The sequence below is a fragment of the Burkholderia sp. Bp9012 genome (assembly GCF_003853825.1).
Lineage (GTDB): Bacteria > Pseudomonadota > Gammaproteobacteria > Burkholderiales > Burkholderiaceae > Burkholderia > Burkholderia diffusa.
Genome location: NZ_QTQA01000018.1, coordinates 13,149 through 37,402, shown reverse-complemented (window position 1 = coordinate 37,402; position 24,254 = coordinate 13,149). Strand labels below are relative to the sequence as shown.

The 24,254-nt window shown below is 62.7% G+C and carries 27 protein-coding genes and 3 pseudogenes; 21 read left to right on the top strand and 9 right to left on the bottom strand.

Annotated elements, in window-relative coordinates; all coding sequences use genetic code 11:
- Position 1: 1 nt before the first annotated feature.
- From DIE11_RS23410 to DIE11_RS36500, 3 genes are all read right to left on the bottom strand, one after another.
- Complete coding sequence (locus tag DIE11_RS23410; RefSeq protein ID WP_124627392.1) at positions 2 to 400, bottom strand: DUF3467 domain-containing protein; 399 nt, start codon at positions 398 to 400, stop codon at positions 2 to 4.
- Positions 401 to 561: 161 nt separating this feature from the next.
- A complete protein-coding gene (locus DIE11_RS23405; RefSeq protein WP_124627391.1) occupies positions 562 to 1,524 on the bottom strand; it encodes a sigma-54-dependent Fis family transcriptional regulator in 963 nt (320 codons plus the stop codon).
- 503 nt (positions 1,525 to 2,027) lie between these two features.
- Entirely contained in the window at positions 2,028 to 2,198 is a 171-nt protein-coding gene (locus DIE11_RS36500; protein WP_185633813.1) for a hypothetical protein, read from the bottom strand.
- Here DIE11_RS36500 and DIE11_RS37035 point away from each other — a divergent pair.
- From DIE11_RS37035 to DIE11_RS23355, 10 genes and pseudogenes are all read left to right on the top strand, one after another.
- Positions 2,122 to 2,523, top strand: a pseudogene (locus DIE11_RS37035) (acyl-CoA dehydrogenase); the annotation flags it as partial. The gene DIE11_RS36500 and the pseudogene DIE11_RS37035 sit on opposite strands and share 77 nt — an antisense overlap.
- Positions 2,524 to 2,569: 46 nt before the next feature.
- A pseudogene (locus DIE11_RS23395) lies at positions 2,570 to 2,872 on the top strand (acyl-CoA dehydrogenase family protein); the annotation flags it as partial.
- Positions 2,873 to 2,962: 90 nt separating this feature from the next.
- Positions 2,963 to 3,647, top strand: a pseudogene (locus DIE11_RS23390) (CoA transferase); the annotation flags it as partial.
- 446 nt (positions 3,648 to 4,093) lie between these two features.
- Positions 4,094 to 4,603, top strand: coding sequence for a DUF1269 domain-containing protein (locus DIE11_RS23385; protein ID WP_124627389.1), 510 nt, complete (start codon positions 4,094 to 4,096; stop codon positions 4,601 to 4,603).
- 56 nt (positions 4,604 to 4,659) lie between these two features.
- A complete protein-coding gene (locus DIE11_RS23380) occupies positions 4,660 to 5,172 on the top strand; it encodes a hypothetical protein (RefSeq protein ID WP_124627387.1) in 513 nt (170 codons plus the stop codon).
- A gap of 317 nt (positions 5,173 to 5,489) precedes the next feature.
- Positions 5,490 to 6,644, top strand: a complete 1,155-nt coding sequence (locus tag DIE11_RS23375) for a c-type cytochrome (protein ID WP_124627385.1) — start codon at positions 5,490 to 5,492, stop codon at positions 6,642 to 6,644.
- 13 nt (positions 6,645 to 6,657) lie between these two features.
- The gene (gene ctaD / locus DIE11_RS23370) at positions 6,658 to 8,418 is read left to right on the top strand and encodes a cytochrome c oxidase subunit I (RefSeq protein WP_124627384.1); all 1,761 of its coding nucleotides are present in this window, start codon (positions 6,658 to 6,660) and stop codon (positions 8,416 to 8,418) included.
- Entirely contained in the window at positions 8,415 to 9,029 is a 615-nt protein-coding gene (locus DIE11_RS23365) for a cytochrome c oxidase subunit 3 (RefSeq protein ID WP_124627382.1), read from the top strand. The genes ctaD and DIE11_RS23365 overlap by 4 nt, the downstream gene beginning before the upstream one ends.
- Positions 9,026 to 9,733: a heme-copper oxidase subunit III family protein gene (locus tag DIE11_RS23360; RefSeq protein WP_124627380.1), complete on the top strand. Its 708-nt coding sequence runs from the start codon at positions 9,026 to 9,028 to the stop codon at positions 9,731 to 9,733. The genes DIE11_RS23365 and DIE11_RS23360 overlap by 4 nt, the downstream gene beginning before the upstream one ends.
- An 8-nt stretch (positions 9,734 to 9,741) precedes the next feature.
- Positions 9,742 to 10,083, top strand: a complete 342-nt coding sequence (locus DIE11_RS23355) for a cytochrome C oxidase subunit IV family protein (protein WP_059599690.1) — start codon at positions 9,742 to 9,744, stop codon at positions 10,081 to 10,083.
- Positions 10,084 to 10,215: 132 nt separating this feature from the next.
- Here the strand turns inward: DIE11_RS23355 and DIE11_RS23350 are convergent, their stop codons facing one another.
- Positions 10,216 to 10,503 carry a hypothetical protein gene (locus DIE11_RS23350; RefSeq protein ID WP_124627378.1) on the bottom strand — a complete coding sequence of 96 codons (288 nt, stop codon included), beginning with the start codon at positions 10,501 to 10,503 and terminating at the stop codon, positions 10,216 to 10,218.
- A 914-nt stretch (positions 10,504 to 11,417) separates the two neighbouring features.
- Between DIE11_RS23350 and DIE11_RS23340 the strand changes: the two genes are divergently transcribed.
- Positions 11,418 to 11,732, top strand: coding sequence for a hypothetical protein (locus tag DIE11_RS23340; protein WP_059599695.1), 315 nt, complete (start codon positions 11,418 to 11,420; stop codon positions 11,730 to 11,732).
- Between the two features lie 271 nt (positions 11,733 to 12,003).
- Here the strand turns inward: DIE11_RS23340 and DIE11_RS23335 are convergent, their stop codons facing one another.
- Positions 12,004 to 12,228, bottom strand: a complete 225-nt coding sequence (locus DIE11_RS23335) for a hypothetical protein (RefSeq protein WP_124627374.1) — start codon at positions 12,226 to 12,228, stop codon at positions 12,004 to 12,006.
- A 1,097-nt stretch (positions 12,229 to 13,325) separates the two neighbouring features.
- Between DIE11_RS23335 and DIE11_RS23325 the strand changes: the two genes are divergently transcribed.
- From DIE11_RS23325 to DIE11_RS23300, 6 genes are all read left to right on the top strand, one after another.
- Positions 13,326 to 13,529, top strand: coding sequence for a cold-shock protein (locus DIE11_RS23325; protein ID WP_124627371.1), 204 nt, complete (start codon positions 13,326 to 13,328; stop codon positions 13,527 to 13,529).
- 145 nt (positions 13,530 to 13,674) lie between these two features.
- Positions 13,675 to 14,016, top strand: coding sequence for a hypothetical protein (locus tag DIE11_RS36495; protein WP_159086616.1), 342 nt, complete (start codon positions 13,675 to 13,677; stop codon positions 14,014 to 14,016).
- 214 nt (positions 14,017 to 14,230) lie between these two features.
- Positions 14,231 to 14,515, top strand: a complete 285-nt coding sequence (locus DIE11_RS23320) for a hypothetical protein (RefSeq protein WP_124627369.1) — start codon at positions 14,231 to 14,233, stop codon at positions 14,513 to 14,515.
- Positions 14,516 to 14,794: 279 nt separating this feature from the next.
- A complete protein-coding gene (rpsU, locus tag DIE11_RS23315; protein WP_082728854.1) occupies positions 14,795 to 15,007 on the top strand; it encodes a 30S ribosomal protein S21 in 213 nt (70 codons plus the stop codon).
- Between the two features lie 640 nt (positions 15,008 to 15,647).
- Positions 15,648 to 15,863, top strand: a complete 216-nt coding sequence (locus DIE11_RS37025; RefSeq protein ID WP_082729005.1) for a hypothetical protein — start codon at positions 15,648 to 15,650, stop codon at positions 15,861 to 15,863.
- An 89-nt stretch (positions 15,864 to 15,952) separates the two neighbouring features.
- Positions 15,953 to 16,237: a hypothetical protein gene (locus tag DIE11_RS23300; RefSeq protein WP_059605444.1), complete on the top strand. Its 285-nt coding sequence runs from the start codon at positions 15,953 to 15,955 to the stop codon at positions 16,235 to 16,237.
- 381 nt (positions 16,238 to 16,618) lie between these two features.
- Here the strand turns inward: DIE11_RS23300 and DIE11_RS23295 are convergent, their stop codons facing one another.
- The 3 genes from DIE11_RS23295 to DIE11_RS23285 all read right to left on the bottom strand — a co-directional run bounded on the left by DIE11_RS23295 (position 16,619) and on the right by DIE11_RS23285 (position 19,907).
- Positions 16,619 to 18,058 carry a DEAD/DEAH box helicase gene (locus DIE11_RS23295; protein WP_185633812.1) on the bottom strand — a complete coding sequence of 480 codons (1,440 nt, stop codon included), beginning with the start codon at positions 18,056 to 18,058 and terminating at the stop codon, positions 16,619 to 16,621.
- 131 nt (positions 18,059 to 18,189) lie between these two features.
- A complete protein-coding gene (locus tag DIE11_RS23290; protein ID WP_124627562.1) occupies positions 18,190 to 19,245 on the bottom strand; it encodes an aldo/keto reductase in 1,056 nt (351 codons plus the stop codon).
- Between the two features lie 71 nt (positions 19,246 to 19,316).
- Positions 19,317 to 19,907 carry a flavodoxin family protein gene (locus tag DIE11_RS23285; RefSeq protein ID WP_124627560.1) on the bottom strand — a complete coding sequence of 197 codons (591 nt, stop codon included), beginning with the start codon at positions 19,905 to 19,907 and terminating at the stop codon, positions 19,317 to 19,319.
- 118 nt (positions 19,908 to 20,025) lie between these two features.
- Between DIE11_RS23285 and DIE11_RS23280 the strand changes: the two genes are divergently transcribed.
- The 3 genes from DIE11_RS23280 (at position 20,026) to DIE11_RS23270 (ending at position 22,192) form a co-directional block, all read left to right on the top strand.
- Positions 20,026 to 20,931: a LysR family transcriptional regulator gene (locus tag DIE11_RS23280; protein WP_124627365.1), complete on the top strand. Its 906-nt coding sequence runs from the start codon at positions 20,026 to 20,028 to the stop codon at positions 20,929 to 20,931.
- A 334-nt stretch (positions 20,932 to 21,265) separates the two neighbouring features.
- Positions 21,266 to 21,718 (top strand): pyridoxamine 5'-phosphate oxidase family protein, encoded by a 453-nt coding sequence (locus tag DIE11_RS23275; RefSeq protein ID WP_124627363.1) that lies wholly within the window; start codon positions 21,266 to 21,268, stop codon positions 21,716 to 21,718.
- 30 nt (positions 21,719 to 21,748) lie between these two features.
- The gene (locus DIE11_RS23270; protein ID WP_124627361.1) at positions 21,749 to 22,192 is read left to right on the top strand and encodes a hypothetical protein; all 444 of its coding nucleotides are present in this window, start codon (positions 21,749 to 21,751) and stop codon (positions 22,190 to 22,192) included.
- Between the two features lie 169 nt (positions 22,193 to 22,361).
- Here the strand turns inward: DIE11_RS23270 and DIE11_RS23265 are convergent, their stop codons facing one another.
- The gene (locus DIE11_RS23265) at positions 22,362 to 22,760 is read right to left on the bottom strand and encodes a RidA family protein (protein WP_124627359.1); all 399 of its coding nucleotides are present in this window, start codon (positions 22,758 to 22,760) and stop codon (positions 22,362 to 22,364) included.
- A gap of 129 nt (positions 22,761 to 22,889) precedes the next feature.
- Here DIE11_RS23265 and DIE11_RS23260 point away from each other — a divergent pair, with 129 nt between their 5' ends.
- Positions 22,890 to 23,807 carry a LysR family transcriptional regulator gene (locus DIE11_RS23260; protein ID WP_124627357.1) on the top strand — a complete coding sequence of 306 codons (918 nt, stop codon included), beginning with the start codon at positions 22,890 to 22,892 and terminating at the stop codon, positions 23,805 to 23,807.
- The last annotated feature ends 447 nt before the right edge of the window (positions 23,808 to 24,254 follow it).

The window sequence follows — 24,254 nt, the reverse complement described above, 5'->3', positions numbered from 1 at the left end:
CTCAGCTCTGGTTTTGATCGGGCTCGTCGCGACGGCCGCCGAGCATCGGCTTGCTGCGCGCATCGATCGCGCGCCGCTCGAATTCCTGCGGGGGAAGAATCGCCAGATCCGTTTCCGGTTCGCCGATGTCGGGGATTGCGTGGTGGGCCGCCTCGAACTGGGCGATCGCGCTCGCCAGCAGTTGCGCGAGCAGCTTGGCGTGCACCGGGCTGACCGCGACGCGGCTCATCAACTGGACGTTGCCGGTCTGCGGCTCGACCTGTCCGGCATCGATCAGGAACTCGAACGCGTTGTGCCCGACCTCGAAATAGTTTGCATAGCTGGCGAGCAGCGGCCGTGGCGGGCCGGCCGGCTGCGCCGGTTCCGGCGGGGCGTCCTGGAGTGGCTCGATGACGTGCACGACGGCCTCCTTGCATGGCGACGGGCGGTCTGTCCGTGTTGCTTCGCAAGGAGCGGGCCAACGCGTGTGCGCTGACGCAAGCGCATGATTTGCCGTGAAATTTCCCGACCGGAGCGGGATTCGCGAAAGCTGCGGGGCTGTACCATGTGACAGCCCGGCTGTCACACCGAGGCAGTGTTGCCGGCGTCCAGGTTGTACTTGGCCAGCTTGCGGTACAGCGTCATGCGCGACCAGTTCATCTGGCGCGCCGCTTCCATCTTGTTCCAGTTGGTCTGGCGCAGTACCGAGACCAGTCGCTCGCGCTCGTGCTCACCGGCCGAAAAGTCCTGCAGGAAGAGGCGGCGGAATGCCGGCGGCAGGTCGCCCAGCCCGAACGGACGCCCTTCCGGCGCATCGACGAACAACGCCTCGACCAGGTTGCGCAGCTCACGCACGTTGCCCGGCCACCGGTAGTGCCGCATGCACTCGAGCAGCGCCGGATCGGGCCGCCCCACCCGCATCGCGCGCCGCTCGTTATGTTCGGCGACGAAGTGATCGACGATCGACGCGATGTCCTCCGGCCGCTCCCGCAGCGGCGGTATCTCGATGCGCGCGACGTTCAACCGATAGAACAGGTCGGCGCGGAAACGGCGTTCCGCGACCAGGTCCTCCAGACTTTCGTTGCTGGCGGCCACGATCCGGACATCGACCGGGCGCCGGCGCAGCGAGCCAACCGGCGTCACCGTGCGGTCCTCGAGCAGGCGCAGCAGCTTGGCCTGAACGGCGGGCGGCATCTCGCTGACTTCGTCGAGGAACAGCGTGCCGCCGTCGGCCTCGACGAAGCGGCCGGGAAACGCGTTCTGGGCGCTGGTGAAGGCGCCGCGCTCGTGACCGAACATCTCGGACTCGAACAGGCTGTCGGGCACCGCGGCGCAGTTCACCGCGATGAACGGCTTGTCGGTCCGGGTGCTGAGGCGGTGGACGGCGGTGGCGACGCGCTCCTTGCCAGTGCCGGTTTCACCGGTCACGAGCACCGTCGTATCGGTCTGCGCGACCTTCGCCAGATAGCGGCGCAGGTCGGCCATCGCCGGGCTTGAGCCGTGCAGCCCGAGTGACGTCGCGTGAATGCCTGCGGTCGTGCTCATGCGCGCGCCGTTCGGCTAGCAAACCGTTGACGGATGACGCGCAGCCCCGAATTTCATCGCCACTTCCCCCGCTGGATGTTGAGGAACAAGGCAAGCATCCTCTATGGCGATTGTCGGCACGCGTTTAATTAGTACTGTGATGCGTGTTGAATGGATGAGCCGCGTGTCTCGGCGCCGGCCGATAATCAGTGTAGTTTCAATATCGAGCTTCGTACAACCTGCCGACGGGCGATGTCTGCGCGCGACCGGCCGGCCGCCGGTGCGAGGGCGAGCCGATCGACGCGGGCATGCTCGGGCGCAATGGCGAATGTGTCATTTCATGCATGTTCATCGTTCCGTCCGCAATCAGCATGACGAACGAAAGACCGATCGCGGCATTGGTGAATGCGTATCGTTCACACGGCAGGACTTCGCACACCGCATCCGCGGCAGCCGAACGCGGCGACTGGTCGTCCGCGCACTGGCTCGCGGACTGAGCCCGCGCGTCCCGCGCATCCCGCCCGTCACGACGGCGCGGATTCGCCCTCGCGCAACGTGATGCCCGTCCACGCGCCACTCGCGGCCAGTTCGCCGATCAGCTCGACGATCGTTTGCCGCGGCACGCTCGGCTTCGTCACTGTCGAGCACTTGATCGAATCCGCGGGCGAAATCGCGATCCGCGAGGAACACGACATCGTCTATCGCGGCCCGGCCGCGCCTCCGCCGAAGGCCGCACCCGACGATGCGCAATGGCAGCGCGACATCACGCCGGATGAAGTCATGCTGTTCCACTATTCCGCGCTGACCTTCAACGGGCATCGCATTCACTACGACCGCACCTACGTGCGCGACGTCGAAGGCTATCCGGACCTCGTCGTGCACGGCCCACTGATCGCGACGCTGCTGCTCGAACTCGTGACGCGCGCGCTGTCCGGCGCGACGATCGTCGAATACGCCTATCGCGCGGCACGGCCGACTTTCCTCGGCAACACCTTCAGCGTGTGCGGCCGCCTCGCCGACCACGTCCGCGAGCGCGATCCTCGCCTGACATTACGGGATCCGAAACATGAATCATGCCGACGCGTACCAGGACATTCGCGAAGCCGTTCGCGACCTGTGTGGCGAGTTTCCCGCCGAATATTTCCGCAAGATCGACGCGGAACGCGGTTATCCCGAAGCGTTCGTCGACACGCTGACGAAAGCTGGCTGGCTCGCCGCGCTGATTCCGCAGGAATACGGCGGCTCGGGCCTCGGCCTGACCGAGGCATCGGTGATCATGGAGGAAATCAACCGCGCGGGCGGCAATTCCGGCGCGTGTCACGGCCAGGTGTACAACATGGGCACGCTGCTGCGCCATGCTTCGGTTGAGGCCGCGAGCCTAATGAGCTTCGAGGCCGCGCGCCGGTTCGACGCGCGTGAGCCATGCGGCGCGCAGGCGAACATGGAGAAGCTGCTCGCCGCCGCCATCGCGGCGGGCATGTATGCGTTCACGAACATCCTCGCCGCGCTCATCGAACGCAGCCGCACCGGACGCGGCCGGCACATCGACGTGTCGATGCTCGAAAGCATGGTCGAGTGGATGAGCTATCCGCTCTACTGCGAGATCGACGGACAGCCGCCGCCGCGGCAAGCCGGCGCATCGCACGCGACGATCTTTCCGTACGGTCCGTTCACGGCCGGGCACGGGAAGACCGTGATGCTCGGGCTGCAGAACGAGCACGAATGGATGCGCTTTTGCGAGACCGTGATCCGCATGCCCGAGTTGGCGGCCGACGAGCGCTTCGGGTCGAACAGCCGCCGCATCGCGAATCGTGACGAACTCGCGGCCGTCATCGTCCGCGCGTTCTCGACGCTGACGGCCGTCGACGTGATCGACGGCTCGAGCAAGCCGGCATCGCGAACTCGCGAATGAACGACATGCACGGCGTCTGGACGCACGAACAGCTCGCCGCGCACATTGCTGGACCCGCGTTGATACGCCTGCTGGCGAGATCCCTGCCCAATTGCCGCCCGGTTTCGCACCGAGCGATGAGCCACGCATGAATCCGGTGCCGGCGCTCGGCCAGCATACCGATGCCGTGCTGCGCGAACTCGGCTATGCCGATGAAAAGATTCACACGTTGCACGTCACCGGTGCGGTCTGACCGGGCCTTTCCGCGCTGAGCGAAACGCGCCCTTCATCGTCATATCGAAGCGCGCGACGCTCGGCGTCCCGTGCGTCGCGATCGGGCTGCCGCGTGCCGAAACGGGGCAGCAGGCGCTTGAGGAAGTCGCGCCGGGGGCGCGCGACGCGGATGGCACGGCGGTGAACCCTGGCGTCACGCGGGCCTGGTTGCCGGCGTACCGGCCGCGACGGACATTCAACGTTCGCGGTCAGGCGGCAGCAACGAGCCGACGCGCGAAGTGTTCGAGAAAAAGGGTTCCGTGCAGATTTCCGCTGATGTGTTGTTCGCCCCATCTACAGCGCACTCGCGCGATGACCGACTGCACTGAAGCGTGATCGCGTGTAACCACGTACGCGCGCACAGGTACCACGCTGCCGATGGTGACATAAAATAGAACGTACTCCAGACTGAAAAAGGGGGCCGACATGAGGCGCCTCTATTTCCTCGTACCCGACACGCGGATGGCCAAGGCGGTCGTGGATGACTTGCTCCGCGCGCGCATCATCTGGCGCCATATCCACGTCCTCGCCGATCACAGTGTCACGCTTGATGAGTTACCCGAAGCGTCTTTGCTGCAAAGCAGCGATGTCGTGCATGCGCTCGAGCGTGGTGTCGCACTCGGCGGCGCGACGGGCGCGCTCATCGGTCTCGTCGCGCTCGTATACCCCCCTGCAGAGCTCGTGATCGCGGGCGGCGCCGTCGTCGCATTGACGATGGTGGGAGCGGGCTTCGGCGCGTGGACGGCCGGGATGATCGGCATCGCCGAGCCGAACGCGCGACTCGAGCGGTTTCGTGAAGCGATCAAGGAAGGCCAGATCCTGATCATGGCCGACGTGCCGGCATTGCGAGAGCAGGAAATCGAGCAGATGATCGCCCGACATTTTCCGAATGCGGATCTGGAAGGCGGCGAACCCACGTCACCGGTTTTCCCCTGACACCCGAAAACCGGCCTGCCTGAGTGCTGAGGTTGATCCTTCAGCAAGGAGGTTCTATGGAACTGCACATTCAATCACACCATTGGCAACGGCGCATGCCGGACTGGCTCGCCGCTGCCGTAGCCGGTCTTGCGGGTGGCGCCCTGGTGATCGTGCTCGAATTCTTCTGGTCGACGATGGTGCTCGATGAAAGCCCGTGGCAACCGACCCACAAGATCGCGGCAATGGTGATGGGCCGCAGTGCGCTCGAACAGATGTCGGTGTTCAGCTTCAGCATCGTGGGAATGGCGCTGCTGCTGCACTATGTGCTCGGCGCCATCATGGGGATGATCCTCGCCGCGATCATGGCCCCGTTCCGCTTCGATTCGAGCGTCGGCATGGAGGCCGTCATCGGCCTGGCTTTCGGGATCGTCGCGTACGTATGGAACTTCTACGTGATGACCGCCGTGTTCCCGTGGTTCATCTCGGAGCGGGGATCCGGACCCTTGTTGGCCAACCTGCTGTTCGGTGTGGTGACCGCCGTTGTCTACGGCATGCTCGAACGGCGCAAGCAGAACGCGATGCACTGACACGCCGGTTCGTCGCGCCGCGCGAGACGGCCGCCTCGACAATCCATGCAGAAGGCGGCCGTTTTGCTCGTCGTCGCGGCGGGTGGCATCGTCTGTCGTGCGATGCATGCGGGTATGGGAGCGTGCTTCCCCCCCTTGCGCTGCCTTGCACGATGCAAAGGCGCGGACTACCTTTTCTTTAGAGCCGCCGACGACGCTTGGCGAATCGGTCTGGGTGGACTGCCGGCAAAATGTAATACGAAATCCGGCAAGGCGGCACGACGATGCCAGGAGCGCGGGTTAGCGGCTCCGGCGAGTGAGGCGCGGCGAGGCGGCCCATGGCGCTTGCGATTGCCCTGATCGTGATCATCGCATTGGCGGTGGGGTTTCACTTTGCCAGTCCCTGGTGGATCACGCCGATCGCGTCGAACTGGGTGCGCATGGACGACATGCTGACGATCACGCTCGTCATCACCGGCGCATTCTTCATCGCGATCAACCTGTTCATCGCGATCGCACTGATCCGCTACCGCCACCGCGGCGGGCATCGCGCGGCCTACGAGCCGCACAACCGGCGGCTGGAATGGTGGCTGATCGGCCTGACCGCCGTCGGTGTGGCGGCGTTGCTGGCACCCGGTCTCTTCGTCTACGCGGACTACATCCGGCCGCCACGCAACGTGCTGCAGATGGAAGTGCTCGGCCGGCAATGGCAATGGCGCTTCCGCTTCGCCGGCACCGGAGGCAAGCTGGGCACGACGGACGCGCGCTACGTCAGCAACGACAACCCGTTCGGCCTGAACCCCGCCGACCCCAACGGCCGCGACAACTACCTGATCGAGACGCCCGAGGTCCACCTCCCGCTGAACCGGCCGATCCAGGTTCTGACACGGTCGCTCGACGTACTGCACGACTTCTATGTGCCGCCGTTCCGTGCGCGCATGAACATGGTCCCCGGCATGGTGACGACCTTCTGGTTCACACCGACCAAGGCGGGACGTTACGACATCCTGTGCGCGCAACTGTGCGGCATCGGCCACTCGAACATGCGCGGCGTGGTGGTGGTGGAAGACGAAGCATCATTCTCGCGATGGCTGGCGCAGCAGACCACCTTCGCGCAGCGGCAGCAGGCCGGCGTGCAGGCCGCTGCCGCCACGGCAGGCGGCAGCACCCAGGCGCTCGCCGACCAGGGCAAGGCGCTCGCGGCAGCCAAGGGCTGTTTCGCGTGCCATACCGTGGACGGCAGTCCGCGCGTGGGCCCGACCTGGAAGGGCCTGTACGGCAAGACCGAAACGATGGCCGACGGCAGCACCGCGAAGGTGGACGAAGCCTATCTGCGCGCGTTCATCCGCAACCCGACGGCCCGCGTCGTGAAGGGGTACGCACCGATCATGCCGCATTTCGACCTGAGCGAGCAGGAGCTGACCGCGCTCGTGACCTACATCGAATCGCAAGGCGGCCCGGCCGCCAGCACCGCGGCCAACCGCCAGCCCTAGCGGAGCAGACGCAATGCCCTACGCGCACATCGATCACGTCCCGAAAAGCTTCTGGACCCGCTATGTCTGGAGCCAGGACCACAAGGTCATCGCCGTGCAGTATTCGCTGACGGCCATCGCCATCGGTCTGGTCGGCCTCGTCCTGTCGGACCTGATGCGGTTGCAGCTCGGCTTTCCCGGCAAGTTCAGCTTCATCGACGCCAACCACTACTACCAGTTCGTCACCATGCACGGGATGATCATGGTGATCTACCTGCTGACCGCGCTGTTCCTGGGCGGCTTCGGCAACTACCTGATCCCGCTGATGCTGGGCGCGCGCGACATGGTGTTCCCGTTTCTCAACATGCTGAGCTACTGGGTCTACCTGCTGGCCGTGCTGGTGCTGGTCGCGAGCTTCTTCGTGCCGGGCGGGCCGACCGGCGCGGGCTGGACGCTGTATCCGCCCCAGGCCATCCTGCCCGGTACGCCGGGCGTCGAATGGGGCATCGTGCTGATGCTCGTATCGCTCGCGATCTTCATCGTCGCAGCAACCATGGGCGGCCTGAATTACGTGACCACCACGCTGCAGGCCCGCACCCGCGGCATGACGCTCATGCGCATGCCGCTCACGGTGTGGGGCATCTTCATCGCAACCATCATGGCGCTGCTCGCGTTTCCTGCGCTGTTCGTGTCGGCGGTGATGATGCTGCTCGATCGAACGCTCGGCACCAGTTTCTTCATACCGGCCGTGGTGTCGATGGGGCAATCGCTCAAGCATGCCGGCGGCAGCCCGCTGCTGTTCCAGCACCTGTTCTGGTTCTTCGGGCATCCGGAGGTCTACATCGTCGCGCTGCCGGCCTTCGGCATCGCGTCGGACCTCATCAGCACCCATGCGCGCAAGAGCATCTTCGGCTACCGGATGATGGTGTGGGCCATCGTCATCATCGGCGCACTGAGCTTCGTGGTCTGGGCCCACCACATGTTCATCGCCGGCATGGATCCGTACTTCGGCTTCTTCTTCGCGACCACCACGCTCATCATCGCCATCCCGACCGCCCTCAAGGTCTACAACTGGGTGCTGACGCTGTGGCGTGGCGATATCCACCTGACCGTGCCGATGCTGTTTGCCATCGGCTTCATCAGCACCTTCGTGCTGGGCGGGCTGACCGGGCTCTATCTCGGCAACGTGAGCGTGGACATTCCGCTGTCGAACACGTACTTCGTGGTGGCGCACTTCCATATGGTGATGGCCGTGTCGCCGATCCTGGTGGTGTTCGGCGGCATCTACCACTGGTATCCGAAGGTGACGGGCCGCATGCTCGACGACACGCTCGGACGCGCGCACTTCTGGGCCACCTTCGTCGGCACCTACGCGATCTACTTCCCGATGCACTATCTCGGCATCCTCGGCATGCCTCGGCGGTATTACGCGTACGAGGGTTACAGCTTCATTCCGCACTCGGCTCAGACGCTCAACACCTTCATCACCGTCGTCGCGCTGATCGTGGCGGTGGCGCAGTTGCTGTTCCTGTACAACCTGGCGTGGAGCCTCGTGCGCGGCAAGCGTGCCGACGGCAACCCCTGGCGGGCCACCACGCTGGAATGGCAAACGCCGCAAACGCCGCCGACGCACGGCAACTGGGGCGCCGCGCAACCCGTCGTCTACCGTTGGGCGTACGAATACAGCCCGCCGGGACAAACGGAAGACTTCGTCCCGCAAAACCAGCCGCCCGCGACGGCACCGGAACCGGAACCGGCCCCCCCGACGCTTCAACCCGGCGAGGCACGCGAATGACCACGCTGCCGCGCACCTTCGTTCCCGACACGTCGCCGCCCGTCGTGCCGAATGCGAGCCGCATCGGCCTGATCGTGTTCATGGCCGTGGCAACGGCATTGTTTTCACTGCTGTTGCTCGCTTACGGCATGCGCATGCGCGAGCCCGACTGGCAGCCGATCCCGCATCCCGCGCTGCTGTGGTGGAACACCGGCGCGCTCGCGCTGGCAAGCGTGGCCATGCAGCGTGCCAGGCAGTTGACCGTGCACCGCATGGCGTGGCTGGTATGCGGCGGCGTGCTGGCCGCCGTGTTCGTGATCGGGCAATTGATCGCGTGGCGCATGATGTCGGCGGCCGGGCAGACCCTCATCGCCAATCCTTCCAACAGCTTCCTCTACCTGCTTACCGGCCTGCACGGATTGCACGTGCTCGGCGGGCTGGCGGCCTGGGCCGTGACGATCGCGCAACGCCGGCATATGGACCCGTTCCGGGCTCAACGCGCCATTTCCCTGTGCGCCCTCTACTGGCATTTCCTGCTGGCGGTCTGGCTCGTGCTGCTGGCGGCGATGTGGTGGCTCACCCCCGCGATTGTCGCCGCCATCTGCGGGCCGCTATATGGAGCCGCGCCATGACTTCGCCTACGCTCCCGCCCGAATCCGCTGCCCCTCCGCCCGCCGACGCCGGCCCTGACGGCTGGCGCGGCATCGTCACGGATTGGTCGGCCGACCGCGAAGCCTTCAAGGTGCCGTGGGGCAAGGCGATGATGTGGATCTTCCTGCTGTCGGACACCTTCGTCTTCAGCAGCTTCCTGATCGGCTACATGACGGTGCGCATGTCGACCACGGCGCCGTGGCCCGACACGTCCAAGGTGTTCGGGCTCACCGTGGCAGGCGTCGACGTGCCGTTGCTGCTGATCGCCATCATGACGTTCACGCTGATCACCAGCAGCGGCACCATGGCGATGGCAGTCAATTTCGGCTACCGGCGCAATGCGAGGCGCGCCGCCGCACTGTTGCTCGCGACCGCGCTGCTCGGCGTGACCTTCGTGTCGATGCAGGCCTTCGAATGGACCAAGCTGATCGTCCATGAAGGTATTCGCCCGTGGGGCAACCCGCTGGGCGCCACGCAGTTCGGCGCCTGCTTCTTCATGATCACCGGATTCCACGGCTTTCACGTGACCTGCGGGGTGGTCTACCTGCTGCTGATCGCGCGCAAGATCCTGCAGCCGGGGTTCACCGAGCACGGCAACTTCCAGATCGTCGAGATCGCCGGCCTGTACTGGCACTTCGTCGACCTGGTGTGGGTGTTCATCTTCGCGCTGTTCTATTTGTGGTGAGGCAGATCATGGACCACACCAATCCCGCCGATCGACCCGACGCCGCGCACGGCCAGCAGCACCCGATCGGCATCTACCTGAAGATCTGGGGCCTGCTGTTCGTCCTGAGCACGTTGTCGTATCTCGTGGATTACTTCCACGTGCAGGGCCTGTTGCGATGGGTGCTGATCGTCGTGCTGATGATCGCCAAGGCCGGGCTGATCGTATCGATCTTCATGCACATGATGTGGGAGCGGCTGGCGCTGGTGTACGCGATCCTGATACCGCCGCTGTGCCTGCTGGTGCTCATGGTGCTCATGGCGGCCGAAGCGCATCACACCTTTGGCATGCGGGAACTGTTCTTTCGTTGACGACGCCCGACTGCTGTCACGCGATCGGGCAACCGTCCGTGAAAATCACGCCAGGAAGCACATCGATAACAGCTCACCGGGCGCTCGCGAACATGCGCGGGAGAGGGCTCGCCTTGCATGCCCGTCGCACTTTCACAAGTCGACGACTGAAGCCCCGCTCACTTTCCCGTCGATGATGTCCTTTCCCTGCTGCCGGGCGGCGCGCCTCGCCACGCCAAATTCGGAGAAAGTATCGGGCTGGTTCAGCCTGAAAACGCGGCTGGCAGGTGAGCTTTCAATCGAGGCCGGACGACATATTCGTACCGCAATGTCATACCCTTCGGCGTAACGGGAATGCCTGTCAAAGCGATCGAACGTACGGGGGAAGACAAGAGGATGAAGTTCGTACCCCTTGTAGAGAAGAAACGGATATGTCGGCATGTTGGTCGCTCCACACGGGGAAGCCCACTATACACGGGAACGGGCAACGCAGGACGCCCCGATTTTTTTCGAACTGGAGCGACTGAAGGTGCCCTCGCGCGTATCGCGATCACCGGGTTTGCCAGCGGATCGCTGCCCGCACATGACAGCGGCTATCCGCCATCGAACCCGGCACACGCATGATCCGGATCCGCGATTGCGTTTCCCTCTGCGTGCCTCCTCTCGAAGAGCGTTATCACGTCATATGGCGCAAAATTCGATTCCTCGCGAGCTTCCGGCATGGTCGCTCGACGGCCTTCGCCCTATTCCGCCACGCCCTCGAGGTTCGCGCGCCGGCGTGCAACGGCGACATCGGACAAGCGTGCTTCGTCGCAGCCGAAATAAAGCGGTTGTCCGACCGGCGATGCGCGTATGATGGTCTCATCCGAGCCCCGTTTGCAGATCGACTGCTCGCCCGCTCCAGATGGTGTCGTGCCTTTGCTTGCGCACCACATTTTCCCCTCTCACCACACCGTCGAGCCGTGCGACAGCCGCACAGCCCGGAATCGGCTCCTGCACCGCCTTTTGAGTGAACTCGAGAGTTCCTGCGGGACAGAAAAACAAGATGCAATTCATAATCAACGGCGGCAAACATGAGCTGGTACTGTGAAGCGGAACGCGAATTGGTCCATATCAGGCGAGCGATCGGACTGCTCGAGCACGCACAACATGCGTTCGTCAACAAATCGTCTGTAAGTGATCCTGCGTATTGGAGAGTCAGGCTCGGAAAACTCCGCACGCAATCCGGGCAAAACAGGGTCCTCTCGCTCCAGGTTGACGAGCTTTTTTCCCGCCTCGAGCGAATTCAGGATGCGCGCTGCGGCAAATAGCAAACTGTTCCGTCACCGTCATCGCTGAACCTTCGGAGCAATATCATGATCGACGCCAACCCGAGCAACACGTTTCGACACCTTCCACTCTCGCCGGATCAGGACGCGGAAATCCGGCACTATATAAAGAAGAAGGAACAAAGAGGCGAGGAATGGGACACCCCTGAACTTGCGATGATGCTTGAAGACATGCTTTCCCCTCCGCCCAGCGAAGACGAGGAGCCAGAGCCTGCGGTCGAAGAAACGAAACTGGCCTGCGAGTATGCATTGGCATCGATCGACGAAGCCATGGACTCTGTTTCCGCAAGCGAAGAACGAATCGCCGCGGTGGAATCCGAGGAAATGAAGCATCCTCGATGATGGTGCCTTAGCGGCGCCAACATGCCACACCCGCGACTTGACGATCACGAGCGAATGCCGCCTGAATAAGCGCTCGTCGACGAACGCGACAAACGGCAACACTGCCCGATCCGTTCGCGAAATTTTTCGATCCTCGGAATGACATCGAGATGACCGGCAGCTCGACCGTTGCCGCTGCGTAGCGGTCTATCGGTCGCTGAAAAGCAAACGGCTCGATCGCGAATCAAACCGCCCACACGATCCTGACCAGCACCGGTTCCTCATGCGGCGATCAACCGCGTGTATCGACCCAGTTGCGTGCCCAGCGTGCCGAATGCAGAAGCGCCTGCTCTTCACTCGCGAAGTAATCGAGCGAGTAGAACTGGTAGCGGCCTTCTGTACGCGCGCAACCGGTGCGGTCGAGCAGCAGATTGGATGAAAAGGTTCCATCGGGCAAGCGATGCGCCGAAGGTTGAACCGCATAGCCGTTGTATAGATGAACTTGTTTGTCGTGCATTTTAGTTTTAGTGATGTTCGAGTAGGTGCGTTTCGTGCGAGACGCGCACGGGCGCACTGATTCAAAGTCATTTCGCGCCGAATCCAAAGCAAGCGGGAAGTGACAAAAAGGCGTTGCAGCCAGGGAGAAGTGTGCAACGAGGTGTATGGCGTTCGGCACGCTGCGCAACGAGCATCGATGCAGCAGGAGCGCTCGCTCCAACTGGGGAGGGGCAAAGCTTCGCGTGCATGTCGCTGCGACACGGCGTCCCTCACGGGAAGCCGGAGCTTCAGACCTCACGGAGGCTTGATGTTCGGCGCTAGCAGACCCTGTCGGTCTTGCTTCGTTCCGAAACGCGCCTTCCTATTTCCAGCCGGAGTCTTGAAGCCCGCTGCTCCAGCCTGGAGAGGCTGAACGTGCAGGTCGTCGCCGACCTCGTCGGGGGGGATGAAGCCAAAGCCGTTGCTATCGGTTGAACCACTCGACCGTATCGGTATCCATGAATAATCCTTGAGAGAGAAATACGAATATCTGCCCTGCTAAAGAGGGCGCGAAGCGTCAAGGAGGGGGAGGACAGCGATACCGTTGAGGGACGAGCAATTGATGAACAGCAATCGAACTTCTTGAACTTCGGACGACACACTAACCGCCGGGTAGCTCCCAGGTCAACAGGTATCTTGTAACTGTTTCGTCAGCCAGTCAGTTCGGCGGTCGAGACGATGTTGCCCCGCTTGGCGTGGCGCACCGCAGGTTGCAGTAAAAACGGCCGCAGTGGATGGTGCGAATCACGATTCCGCTATCCAGGCCGCGCGCGTCGACCATTCGAGGCAAATCCGTCTTCGCAAAAATGTGTGCCGCGCTTGTGCCTCGACTCGACCGGCAACGCTCAATCCGGCTCGAAATCAACCAGAAACGGACAAGGGCCATGTTCATCCCCTCGACCGAAAGCGCTTGACACCCTTCCTGACGGCGCGTACTGTCGGCGATGAAGTATTCAAGAAGCGCGATTGCTGCCCATCATTGACCGCGACCCGCGGTACTCGTTGTCCTTTCCCTCCTTGATTATTTTCGGCGCCCATCGTCGGCGCATACGCTCGTTCATTCTCAGGAGATCTAACATGGATACCGGTACCGTCAAGTGGTTCAACGATAGCAAGGGTTTTGGCTTCATCACGCCCGACAGTGGTGGTGACGATCTGTTCGCTCACTTCTCCGAGATTCGTGGCGATGGTTTCAAGAGTCTTGCCGAAGGACAGAAAGTCAGCTACGAGACCAAGACCGGCCCCAAAGGCCTGCAAGCAGCGAACATCACCCCGCTGTAACCTTCTTAAGCCCTCACAGCCTCGCTCACGGAGCGGCGCGTCACTGTCGTCGCTCCTTTGCATCACGCACCTCCGTCGCGGACACGACACGTTTCGATGCAGGCCCGACCGGGCCGTCCGTTTCGCATCGAGACACTGGATCTGCGTGCAACCCAATGCCCGTCACAATGCGCGTGTTCAGACGCGATCGGAAAACCATGCACATCAGGTCGCGCAAGGCGCCTCCACGCGCCAAACAACCAGCGATGTTGCCGAGGCTCGGCACGGCGTTGAACTGGGTGCCGCCCAAACAGTCTTCAGTCGCGAAATCGCATCAAAAGAAGCGCACGACGTCTCCGCGATAGCAATCGAAATCGCCGCCGCACAAGCAGCCGCTGCGGTCGTGAAATGCGGTTTCGGCGTGAAGCGAAGCTGGCTTCGCAGCCCGACATCACACGCCTGTGGCATCACCATCGTGCGCTGTTGGATGCAATACGGAATCAGTTGAACGCCCGACAAACGATGCGCGTATGATGGGCTCATCCGAGCGATCACCCGCCCTCCGAGCGCTCCCCCTCCACCGCTTCCCGCTTGCGGCACCGCCCCGCCTCCGCGCTGCAACGTTATCCTCTTCAACCCGTCGGCCCGCCCTACGATGGACGGCGATCGGCCGGACGAGTTCGGCCGCAGCATTCGCTGTGGCCGAACGTCAGGAGCATGTCATGAGCACACATTTCTACCGTGGATTCGAAATTCATCCACTGATTTACCAGCATGTTCCGGCGACGAGTGGCGCCCCGCACAGCCATGATGCCGGCTTCGACGCGGCAGTCAGGATTTGTCTTCGCGATGCCACCGACACGATGACGCAAAGCCAGACTTTCAGGCTTCGCGACAATGCACCGTTCGATACCGCCGGTGACGCACGTCGCGCATCGCTGCGCTATGCCGAGACCATCATCGACGACAATCGCGAAACACACGCGTTCCTTTCAAACGCAGGTTGAGGCAGCTCGCCATGTCGATGCGATCTGCATCGACCAGGATAACGAAATGATCGCCGACGCACACTGCTCGAATTGAACAGACGGCACGAGATCGCGTGGACCGACACGATCTCGCTCGCCGGAATCTCGCGTGCGGCGCTGTGTCGTCGGCAAGCGTGCAGATGTACATAGCGGTACGTGCTCTTTCGATTGGCGCCGGACATTCGGAATGTCGAGTCCGAGCGTCGTCATGGCACGATCCGTCAATTTTTCATTCGAACACTCACAAACAGGACATCCGTGACAACCGTAACATTGAAAGTCAACGAACCGATCGACGTCGCGCTGCGGCGATTCCGTCGCAGCATCGAGAAAATAGGGTTGATTCGCGAGTTGCGCAGTCGAACCAGCTACGAAAAGCCCACGACAGAACGCAAGCGAAAGAAGGCCAGCGCCGTCGCACGGCAGCGCCTACGGGCGAAGCGCATGTTACCGCCTCGGAAAATGTACTAGGAGAACATCGTGTTCGGCCTGCCGGCCAACGTCTCTCCGTTTTTCACGCTGACGAAATGCGACGCAGATTTCGATCGGAAGAAGGACGGGGTGACGCTACTGCCGAACTTCCGTGCGTTCGGATGTGAGTGCGCCAGCCGCATCTTCCTGACCGGTCATGACGATGCATTGCCCTGCAACTCGTCACCCAAAGGAAAACTCGTGAGTAGCTGTCGCCTTTCTAGCTCGTCGAATCACTGCAGGCAAGGCTTGACGTCCATCGCGCGAAATGCGCGTGGCGCGATCGTGTCTGGACAGGTCACGCCACTCTCCAGATAGTGAAGTCAGTCCGCTCCATGGACGACTCCGCGCGCTCGGAACGGCTTCCTGATGTGGAAGACGACTCGACAGCCCGCCCGCGAGACGCGCGCGCGAATCGGTTGAGCCTACGACTAACGTTCATCCGATACCTTCGGAAGCATGTCTGGCAGTAACCGCAAAAGCATGAGGATAAGCATCGGGCAGCAGCAAGCCAGCGAAACGAAGCGTTCATGGCAAGCTCGATTGTCGAGGGTCGGATGATTTTTCATTGCGGGCTGGCTCTCTTTCGCGCTGTGCCCTCGACGGCACAACTCGCGACAACCATGAATGTGGGGGACTTATGCTCTTCAATTCGACTCGGTTCCGAATCGATCCGACACCACGCAGGGCCGATCGGCAGTACGTCGCACACGTGCGGATTATCACGATACTTGTGGACGGAGCGGAGCGAGAGGTGCACGCTAGCGGGGATATGGCTGCTTTCGAGCGTCGCGACGATGCAGTTGCGTACGCAACCAAATGGGCGGAAGGATGGCTGACTTCACAGTTCGGTTGAAGACGGGCATGTCAACGCGCGAACGCGAAGCACATGGCCGACGGGCTCCGATCAGCTGACGCCATCTCGAGAAAAAGGCAACGCCGGCGATGACAATCAACCAAAGCGCTATACCTCACTACGTCGTTCTTCTGGGCGGCTGGCGCCCCTATGTGTTGAATATGGAACGCATCGTTATCCGACGCGAAGCAAGTCGGTTGTTGCTTGCTTTTGCACGGACTCATGGAAAACTCGAGCGTATCGACGGTGACGAATGGAACATGTTTTCCGACGCACAGAATCTCTCAGTGCTCGAACGTCGGGAGGCACGGTTCTACACACTGATAACAGGAACCGAGACCGAGCATCAGCTGCGGCTCCTTGCCATTCTCTGAGACCGCCGTTCCGGATGGCGCATGACGTCCCGTACTACTGCAAGATGCCGAAGCGCGAAGACGACACCGGCGCAGTCTCCAAGGGAAATGCATTCGGACGGGGCGCCCGGCTCCTGAATTTGTTTGACGTGCATCAAAAAACTACGCTGCTTGACGTAGACCAACCGCGCCATTGCCCGTTAACTAAAAGCGGGCCACTGGGCTTTCATCAGACGGGCCGCCCGAGATCGAACCATTCCGTCCACTTCAGGCAAGGTGCAGCATGAATTTTGTTTTGGTGGGCGCATTGTTGTTCTGTGTAATCGTCGTCTTGTTTTGGGGCAACCCACGAGACGGCGACAGGTAGAAATGCGGCCAGCGTGGCTCGCCCCACCGTCAGCATCAGCGCGTACCGCGACCACCCACGGGCTTGCCAGCCGGCTTCCGCGAGCCCGCCGCCGTCTTGCCGGCGGGTTTGCCGCGCGGCTTTTGCACGCTGAACGGGCTACCGCTCGACAGGCTCGCCCCCTTGCCCGCAGCCGCGGCGCGCTGCCCCGCGGGCTTGCGCTTGCCTTCTCCACCTTTCGGTCGCGGCTTCTTGCCAGCCACCGGCATTGCGCCCGCCCCCGCTTGCGGCACCTTGGGCTTCTTCGGCTTTTTGGGTTTCTTGATGATCTGCCCCGTCGCGCTGGTTTCCGGCACGCGGTGTTCGGCTTCGAAACCCGGCTCCTCCTCACGGCGCAGTGTCTGCCGGATCAGCGCTTCGATCGCGGCCAGTTGCGGTGCTTCATCGGCACACACGAGCGACACCGCCACGCCGCTTGCACCCGCGCGACCGGTACGGCCGATACGGTGCACGTAGTCTTGCGCGACGATCGGCAGATCGACGTTGATCACGAGCGGCAGGTCGTCGATATCCAGCCCGCGCGCGGCCACATCGGTCGCGACGAGCATCTGCACTTCGCCGGTCTTGAAGCGCTCGAGCGCACGCAGGCGCGCAGGTTGCGGCTTGTCGCCGTGAATGGTGTCGACCGCATAACCCGCATCGTTCAGCATGGCCGCCAGGTAATCCACGCCGTTGCGGGTCTTGACGAACACGAGCGCGTGGTCCCAGTTGTTCTCGGCCACCAGGTGCATGAAGAGGTCAGGCTTGTTCCGCTTGTCCACCGGCACCACCCACTGCTTGATCCTGCTGGCGGTTACATTGGGCGGGCTGACGCTGATATCGACCGGACTGCGCAGAATGCTCGCCGCCATCGCGCGGATGTCGTCGGTAAACGTCGCGGAGAACAGCAGCGTCTGGCGCTGCACGGGCAACGCGGCAAACACGGCGTTGAGTTCGCGTGCGAAGCCCAGATCCAGCATGCGGTCGGCTTCATCCAGCACCAGCGTCTGGACTTGATCGAACTGCACGGCGTTCTGTCGATTGAGGTCCAGCAGACGGCCCGGCGTGGCGACGAGCACATCCATGCCCTTGCGCAACTTCATCATCTGCGGATTGATGCTCACGCCGCCATAGGCGGCCAGAAACCGCAAGTCGAGGCCCTTGCCGTACTCCACGAAACTCTGGTGCACCTGTTCAGCCAGTTCGCGCGTGGGCACCAGCACCAGAACGCGCGCGCGGTTGCTGGACACCGCCGGCCCGTGCTGAACCAGCCGTTGCAGCAGCGGCAGCGCGAAACCCGCCGTCTTGCCGGTGCCGGTCTGTGCCGCAGCCATGACGTCCTTGCCGCCGAGCACAGCGGGAATCGCCTTGGCCTGCACCGGCGTGGGTGTCTGGTAATTGAGGCCCTGCAGATTACGCAGCAAGGGATCGATCAGGCCTAGCGAGGCAAAAGACATGGACGTGTTCCGGGCTAAAACCGCAATTCTAGCGGTTGCCGCGATGATCGCGCCGCACGGATGCCCGGTGCGGGGCAGCATTGAGCGTCGGGCGATCCCTTCGAACATGGCAAGGATCGCCGTCGGCCGCCCTATTTCGACTCGGCACGCGCGAAAGGCCGCGGCAGCCTGCCCGCCGCCTGACGATCGATCATCCAGCCGGGATAGTCGGGAGGCAACGCGCTCACGGCATCGAGATGCGCAAGCTCGGTCTCCGTCAGGACGACATCGACCGCGCCGAGATTGTCTTCGAGCTGTTCGACGCGTTTGGCGCCGATGATGACGCTCGTGACATGCGGCTTGCCGAGCAGCCACGCGAGCGCGATCCGGGCGACCGACACGCCTCGCGCGTCCGCGATCGCGCGCATCGCTGCAACGCATGGCCAGGCGCGCTCGAGATCGACCGGCGGAAAATCGAAATGGCTGCGTCGCGAACCGTCTGCGGTCGGCGCCCCAGGGCCGAACTTCCCCGAAAGCAGTCCGCCGGCGAGCGGCGACCAGACGAGGAGCGACATCTGTTCATCGATCGCAAGCGGCACCAGCTCGCGCTCCACGTCGCGTCCGGCGATCGAATAGTACGCCTGCAGCGTCTCGAAGCGCGTCGCATGGAGCGCTTCGCTGAGCCCGAGCGCCTTGCCGATCTTTCCGGCGCGCCAGTTCGAGACGCCGACATGGCGAACCAGCCCCTGACGCGTCAGATCGTCGAGCGCCCGCAGCGTCTCGTCGATCGGTGTCACGGGATCGTTCGCGTGGATCTGGTAGAGGTCGATATGGTCCACCTGCAGCCGTTCCAGGCTTCGCTGCACCGAATCCATGATGTGGCCGCGCGACGCGCCCTGATCGTTGGGCTTCGTGCCCATCACGCCCGCGGTCTTCGTCGCCAGCACGATGTCGCTGCGTGCGACGCCCAGGTCCCGAAGTGCCTGTCCGACGAGTCGTTCGGATTCACCGAAGGAGTAAATGTCGGCGGTATCGATGAAGTTGATTCCCTCGTCCAGTGCGCGGGAGATCAGTCGGGTCGCATCGTTCTGGCCGACCGCGCCGATGGCAGCCCACATGCCGGCATCGGCATTGCCGCCCAGCGTCATCGTGCCGAGACACAGCTCGGAGACGTACAGGCCGGTGCGGCCCAGTTGCTTGTATTTCATGGCCGTTTCCTTCGAGATCGGCGGGAAAGAGCGCGGCGGCGTCCGTTCCGGGGCGCCCCGCACGCCGGATTTCAGTTGATGCGAGCGTGTCCTGCCCGGAATTGTCCGGCGATCGTTGCAACCCGCGCGCCATAGCGGCGAGCCGTCTCGAGGTCCCCTGCCGACATTTCATCGGGCGACGCATCGGCTGGCGTCTGCGCCATCGGCGCGATATAGGAACCCATGCGGTTCAGGTCGTCACGCATCGACGCCTTCAGGTTCGCCGGCTTGATGTCCATGCTCACCCAGATGCCGCCGTGCTGCCCGGAAAGCAGAACGAAGTATTCGAGCGTATTGAGCTTGTCGCCGTTGATGCTTGCGCTGTTGGTAAAGCCGCCGAAGATCTTGTTGCGCCATGCGCCTTCGAACCAGGCCTTCGACGATGCATCGGCGAACTTCTTGAACTGCCAGCTGGGACCGCCCATGTACGTCGGCGAGCCGAACAGGATGGCGTCCGCGCCGGCAAGCGCCTCCCACGCGTCCTGTGCGATGTTGCCATCGGCGTCGATTCCGACGAGAACGCCGCCGGCGCCCTCGGCGACAGCCGTCGCCATGCGTTCGGTATGCCCGTAGCCGGAGTGATAGACGACGATCGTTTTAACCGGAGAGATGTGCTGTGTCATGGTTGCGCCCTTTCGTTCAGGTGGTCGTCGGGGGACGACATCGGACAGCACTTTACTGAGTCGAAATTGAGTTATAAATGACGACCGATTGAACGTTCTGTTACTCCCAGGGTGAACAATGCAAAACCTCGATGCGCTTTTGATCTTCGCCCGTGTCGCCGAAATGACGAGCTTCACGCGCGCAGCCGAAAGCCTGGGCATCCAGAAAGGACGTGTGTCGATGGTGATCCGCGCGCTAGAGCGCGACATGGGCGTCGCGCTCCTGCATCGGACGACGCGGAGCGTGCAACTGACCGAGGACGGACGCGCCTTTTACGCGCGCGCACGGGACCTGCTGGCCGAAGTACAGGAGCTGCAGTCGATGTTTTCCGGCAATGGCACGCGCCTGCGCGGACGATTGCGCGTCGACATGCCCACCGAGCTCGCGCGCAGTGTCGTGGTTCCCGCGCTGCCGCAACTGATGGCGATGCATCCGGAGCTGGAACTGGAACTTTCGAGCACCGATCGACGTGTCGATCTCGTCCAGGAAGGATTCGATTGCGTGATCCGGCTGGGGCCGATCGTGGACGAGACGCTGATTGCCCGACCGCTGGGCCGCCTGCGCATGATCAATGCGGCGAGTCCCGGCTATCTGGCGCGGTATGGTGTGCCGCAAACGCTCGACGATCTCCTCGATCAGGGACACCGCATGGTCCACTACGCGCTGACACTCGGCGACCGGCATCCCGGGTGGGAATATCCGAGCGGCGACGGCTATGCGACGCTTGCATTGCCGAGCGCGATGCAGGTCAACAACGTGCAGACCTATCACGCAGCCGGGCTTGCGGGCATCGGGTTGATCCAGGCCGGGTATTCCGGGGTCGCGAATCATATCGAAAGCGGCGCGCTGGTCGAGGTGCTGCCCGATCTGCGTCCCGAACCCCTCGCGGCGTCGCTCGTCGTGGCGCATCGGCGCAATCTGTCGCCGCGCGTCCGGGCGTTCATGGACTGGATCGAGGGGGTGCTGCAGCCTTATTTCGATTGAGGGCAGTGTGGCGGGTAACGAACCGGCTTGCGAGGCGGAGTGGCCGCTGAGGTAGCGCCGACGCACGGATCGTCGGCGACGGGACGCCATGGTGCGGACCATTGATCTTCCGCGATCCGCTCCGGCCACTCGCCTCTGTCCGAAACGGCCATTCACGCACTTGAAACCCCGGCTTCTTTCGCACACCAATCCGGCCTTCCGCCACTGCGCGCGTGCCGCGAATTTCCGCATTTACTGACGACAGTGTGCATCGTCGTGTTCGGAATTTGATTTGCATCAAGCGCCGAATGACCCGGTGGTACAGGATCGGATTTCACGAACGGGAAGGTGATCCATGGACGAGCAGATCAAGCAAAAGATCCTGTCACTGCTGGATCAGCATCGAATCATGACGATCGCCACGCTGCGGCCGGACGGCTGGCCCCAGGCGACCACCGTCGGGTACGTGAGCCAGGGACTGACGCTTTACTTCCTTTGCGGACTGGAAAGCCAGAAGGCGGCCAATCTGGCCCGAGACGACCGGGTATCGCTCACGATCGATCACGACACGTCAGATCTGATGGCGATTACAGGTTTGTCGATGGCGGCGCACGCACGACCCGTGACGGATCGGGCCGAAGCAGAGAAGGTCTTGCGCATGCTTCCACTGAAGTATCCGGATATGCAAGCGCCGCCAATGCCAATGCCGTCTCCTGACGAAGTCCGGATATTTCGCGTGATTCCGACAGTCATTTCGGTACTCGATTACTCGCAGGGCTTCGGGCACACCGATCTGTACACTTGCTAGCGTCCCTCCCCGTCAAACACGTGAAACGCCGTGACGCGCTGCTCGCATCGTAGCCCCAGGTGGGCAACCTGCGCCGAAGCGGGCTGCGTTTATGCATTGACCGTTTTTTTGATCGGCTTCGCCTTCGGAACGATTCGCGTCCTGCTGCTTGTGCAGCACCTGGGAGAGACGGCGGCGGTATCGCTCGAAGCGCCATTCATGCTTGCCGCAAGTTGGTACCTGTCGCACTGGAGCGCGAAAAAGCACGACATGCTGACAGATACCAACGAGGCGTTGCTGATGGGCGCAATCGCCCTCGCCATATTGATGCTTGCGGAGTTGTGCATTAACGGGCTCCTGTTCAGAAGGACGGTGCTCGAGTACTTTGCCGGCTTCTGGTCTGTGCCCGGCGCGATCGGCCTCGCAAGCCAACTTTGCTTTGCAGGCTTTCCATTTCTGCAGGCGATCAGTCATCGAACCGAATCGATCACGTGACCGCGATTGCAGCGTCATGTCGAAACGCCGTGCTCGCACATGCGAGGGCCGACGTCGCTTCCGACCAGATCCACCGAATTTCCCCAACATGATCGTTTGCACGACCTGGCAATCCGGCTGAACGCCAGCGCGGTCCCGACCATCGCCTCATAGTCGCCCGACTGAAGCGTCAGCTGTCGATCCGAAGTTTCGCAACGACCTTGATCTCGAAGTCGAAGCCGTAAAGCCATGTCACACCAACCGCGGTGAGCGTCGGATGCGGCGCGTCGCCCCAGAATTCAGGCACGACCTGCCAGATGCGCTCGAACGTCGATTGCGGATCGACCATGAACACCGTGACGTCGACCACATCGTCGAACGAGCAACCCGCTTCGTGCAGGATCGCATTCAGATTGCGAAACGCGAGCCGCACCTGTTCCTGCAGATCCGGCTCGGGCGTTCCGTCCTCGCGACTGCCGACCTGCCCGGATACGAACAGCAAGCCGCCCGCCCGTACGGCCGGAGCGTATCTGTTGCGCTCATACAGCGCCTGACGTCCCGGCGGAAACACCACATCGCGCTTGCCCATCTTCACCTCCATTGACGATCATTGGTTTCGATCGCCCCACTTTACGCACCGACGCACACGCGATAAACCGCCAACCCTGTCCATGACTATTTGTAAAATGCAAACAATTCAATCGCGAGGCAGACACGCATGGATCGCTTCGACGCGATGCGCGCTTTCGTCCGGGTAGTCGAGTCAGGCAGCTTCACGAAGGCGGCCGAAACGCTGCGCATGAGCAAGACCACGGTCACGCAGCTGGTCCAGCAGCTCGAGGCGCGCTTGCGTGTCCGGCTCCTGAACCGGACGACGCGCAGAATCAACGTCACGCCTGACGGCGTCGCGTATTACGAGCGCGTGATCCGGCTGCTCGCCGATATGGACGACGCCGAGACGAGCCTGTCGAGCGCATCGGCGGCGCCGCGCGGCCGCCTGCGCGTGGACGTGCCGAGCCCGTTCGCGCGCCTGATCCTGATCCCGGCGCTGCCGGCATTCCTCGCCCGCTATCCCGACATCCAGCTCGACATGGGCGTGAGCGACCGCACCGTCGATATCATCGGAGAGAACGTGGATTGCGTCGTGCGCGGTGGCGAGCCGACCGATCAATCGATGGTCGCCCGACGGGTGGCCGATCTTTCACTCGGTGTCTTCGCGTCGCCCGGATATCTCGCGTTGGCGGGCACGCCTTCACATCCCGCGGAACTCGACAACTCGCATCACCGCATCGTCGGGTTCTCATGGGGGCGCGCTGGCCGACTCTATCCGCTCGACATGCATCGCGGCGACGAGACGGTCAAGGTGCAAGGCCGTTACGCACTTGCCGTAGACGACGGCAATGCCTATCTCGCGGCCGGTGTGGCGGGCCTCGGCATCATGTGGCTGCCACGCTATATGTCGAAAACCCCTGTGGCACGGGGTGAACTCGTCACGCTGTTCGAGGACTGGCAACTCGATCCAATGCCGCTATACATCGCGTATCCACCGAACCGTCACGTCAGCGCAAAACTGCGTGTGTTTATCGACTGGGTTGTCGAACTGATGAATGAACCGGCTCCGGTGGACCGGCAATGAACGTGTGCGGCGTCACCATGAGCGACCCGCATCCGTCCCGATGCCGGCAAGATCGCTCTTTGTCATGCGCGGCCCGCCTCATGCGGCTTCGCAGGCCATTACACGCGGAAACCCGCCAGGCCAGGTGACAAGTATCGATCGGCTCTGCCCGTCATAGCCCGAACCAATTGCGCCGCGCGCCTTTCAGCGCCGGAAAAAAATCCTCGACGGGCGCTGCTGCGCTTCGTTGCACCTGTCTGCTTCCGAATGTTGTGCGCTGCATGAGTGGCGGCGCTCACCCGCCAGCGATTCGATGTGCGCCCCGCGGCCCATCTCCCGCAGCCGGAAGCCGGCGCGACGCGCGTGCCCCACGGCGAGACTGCCGTCGGGATTCAACGACCATCGAACCGGTGGCGTGCTGCTCCGCACAAATCCGATACCGGGTTGCGCCGGCCCCTGGCATCGCAG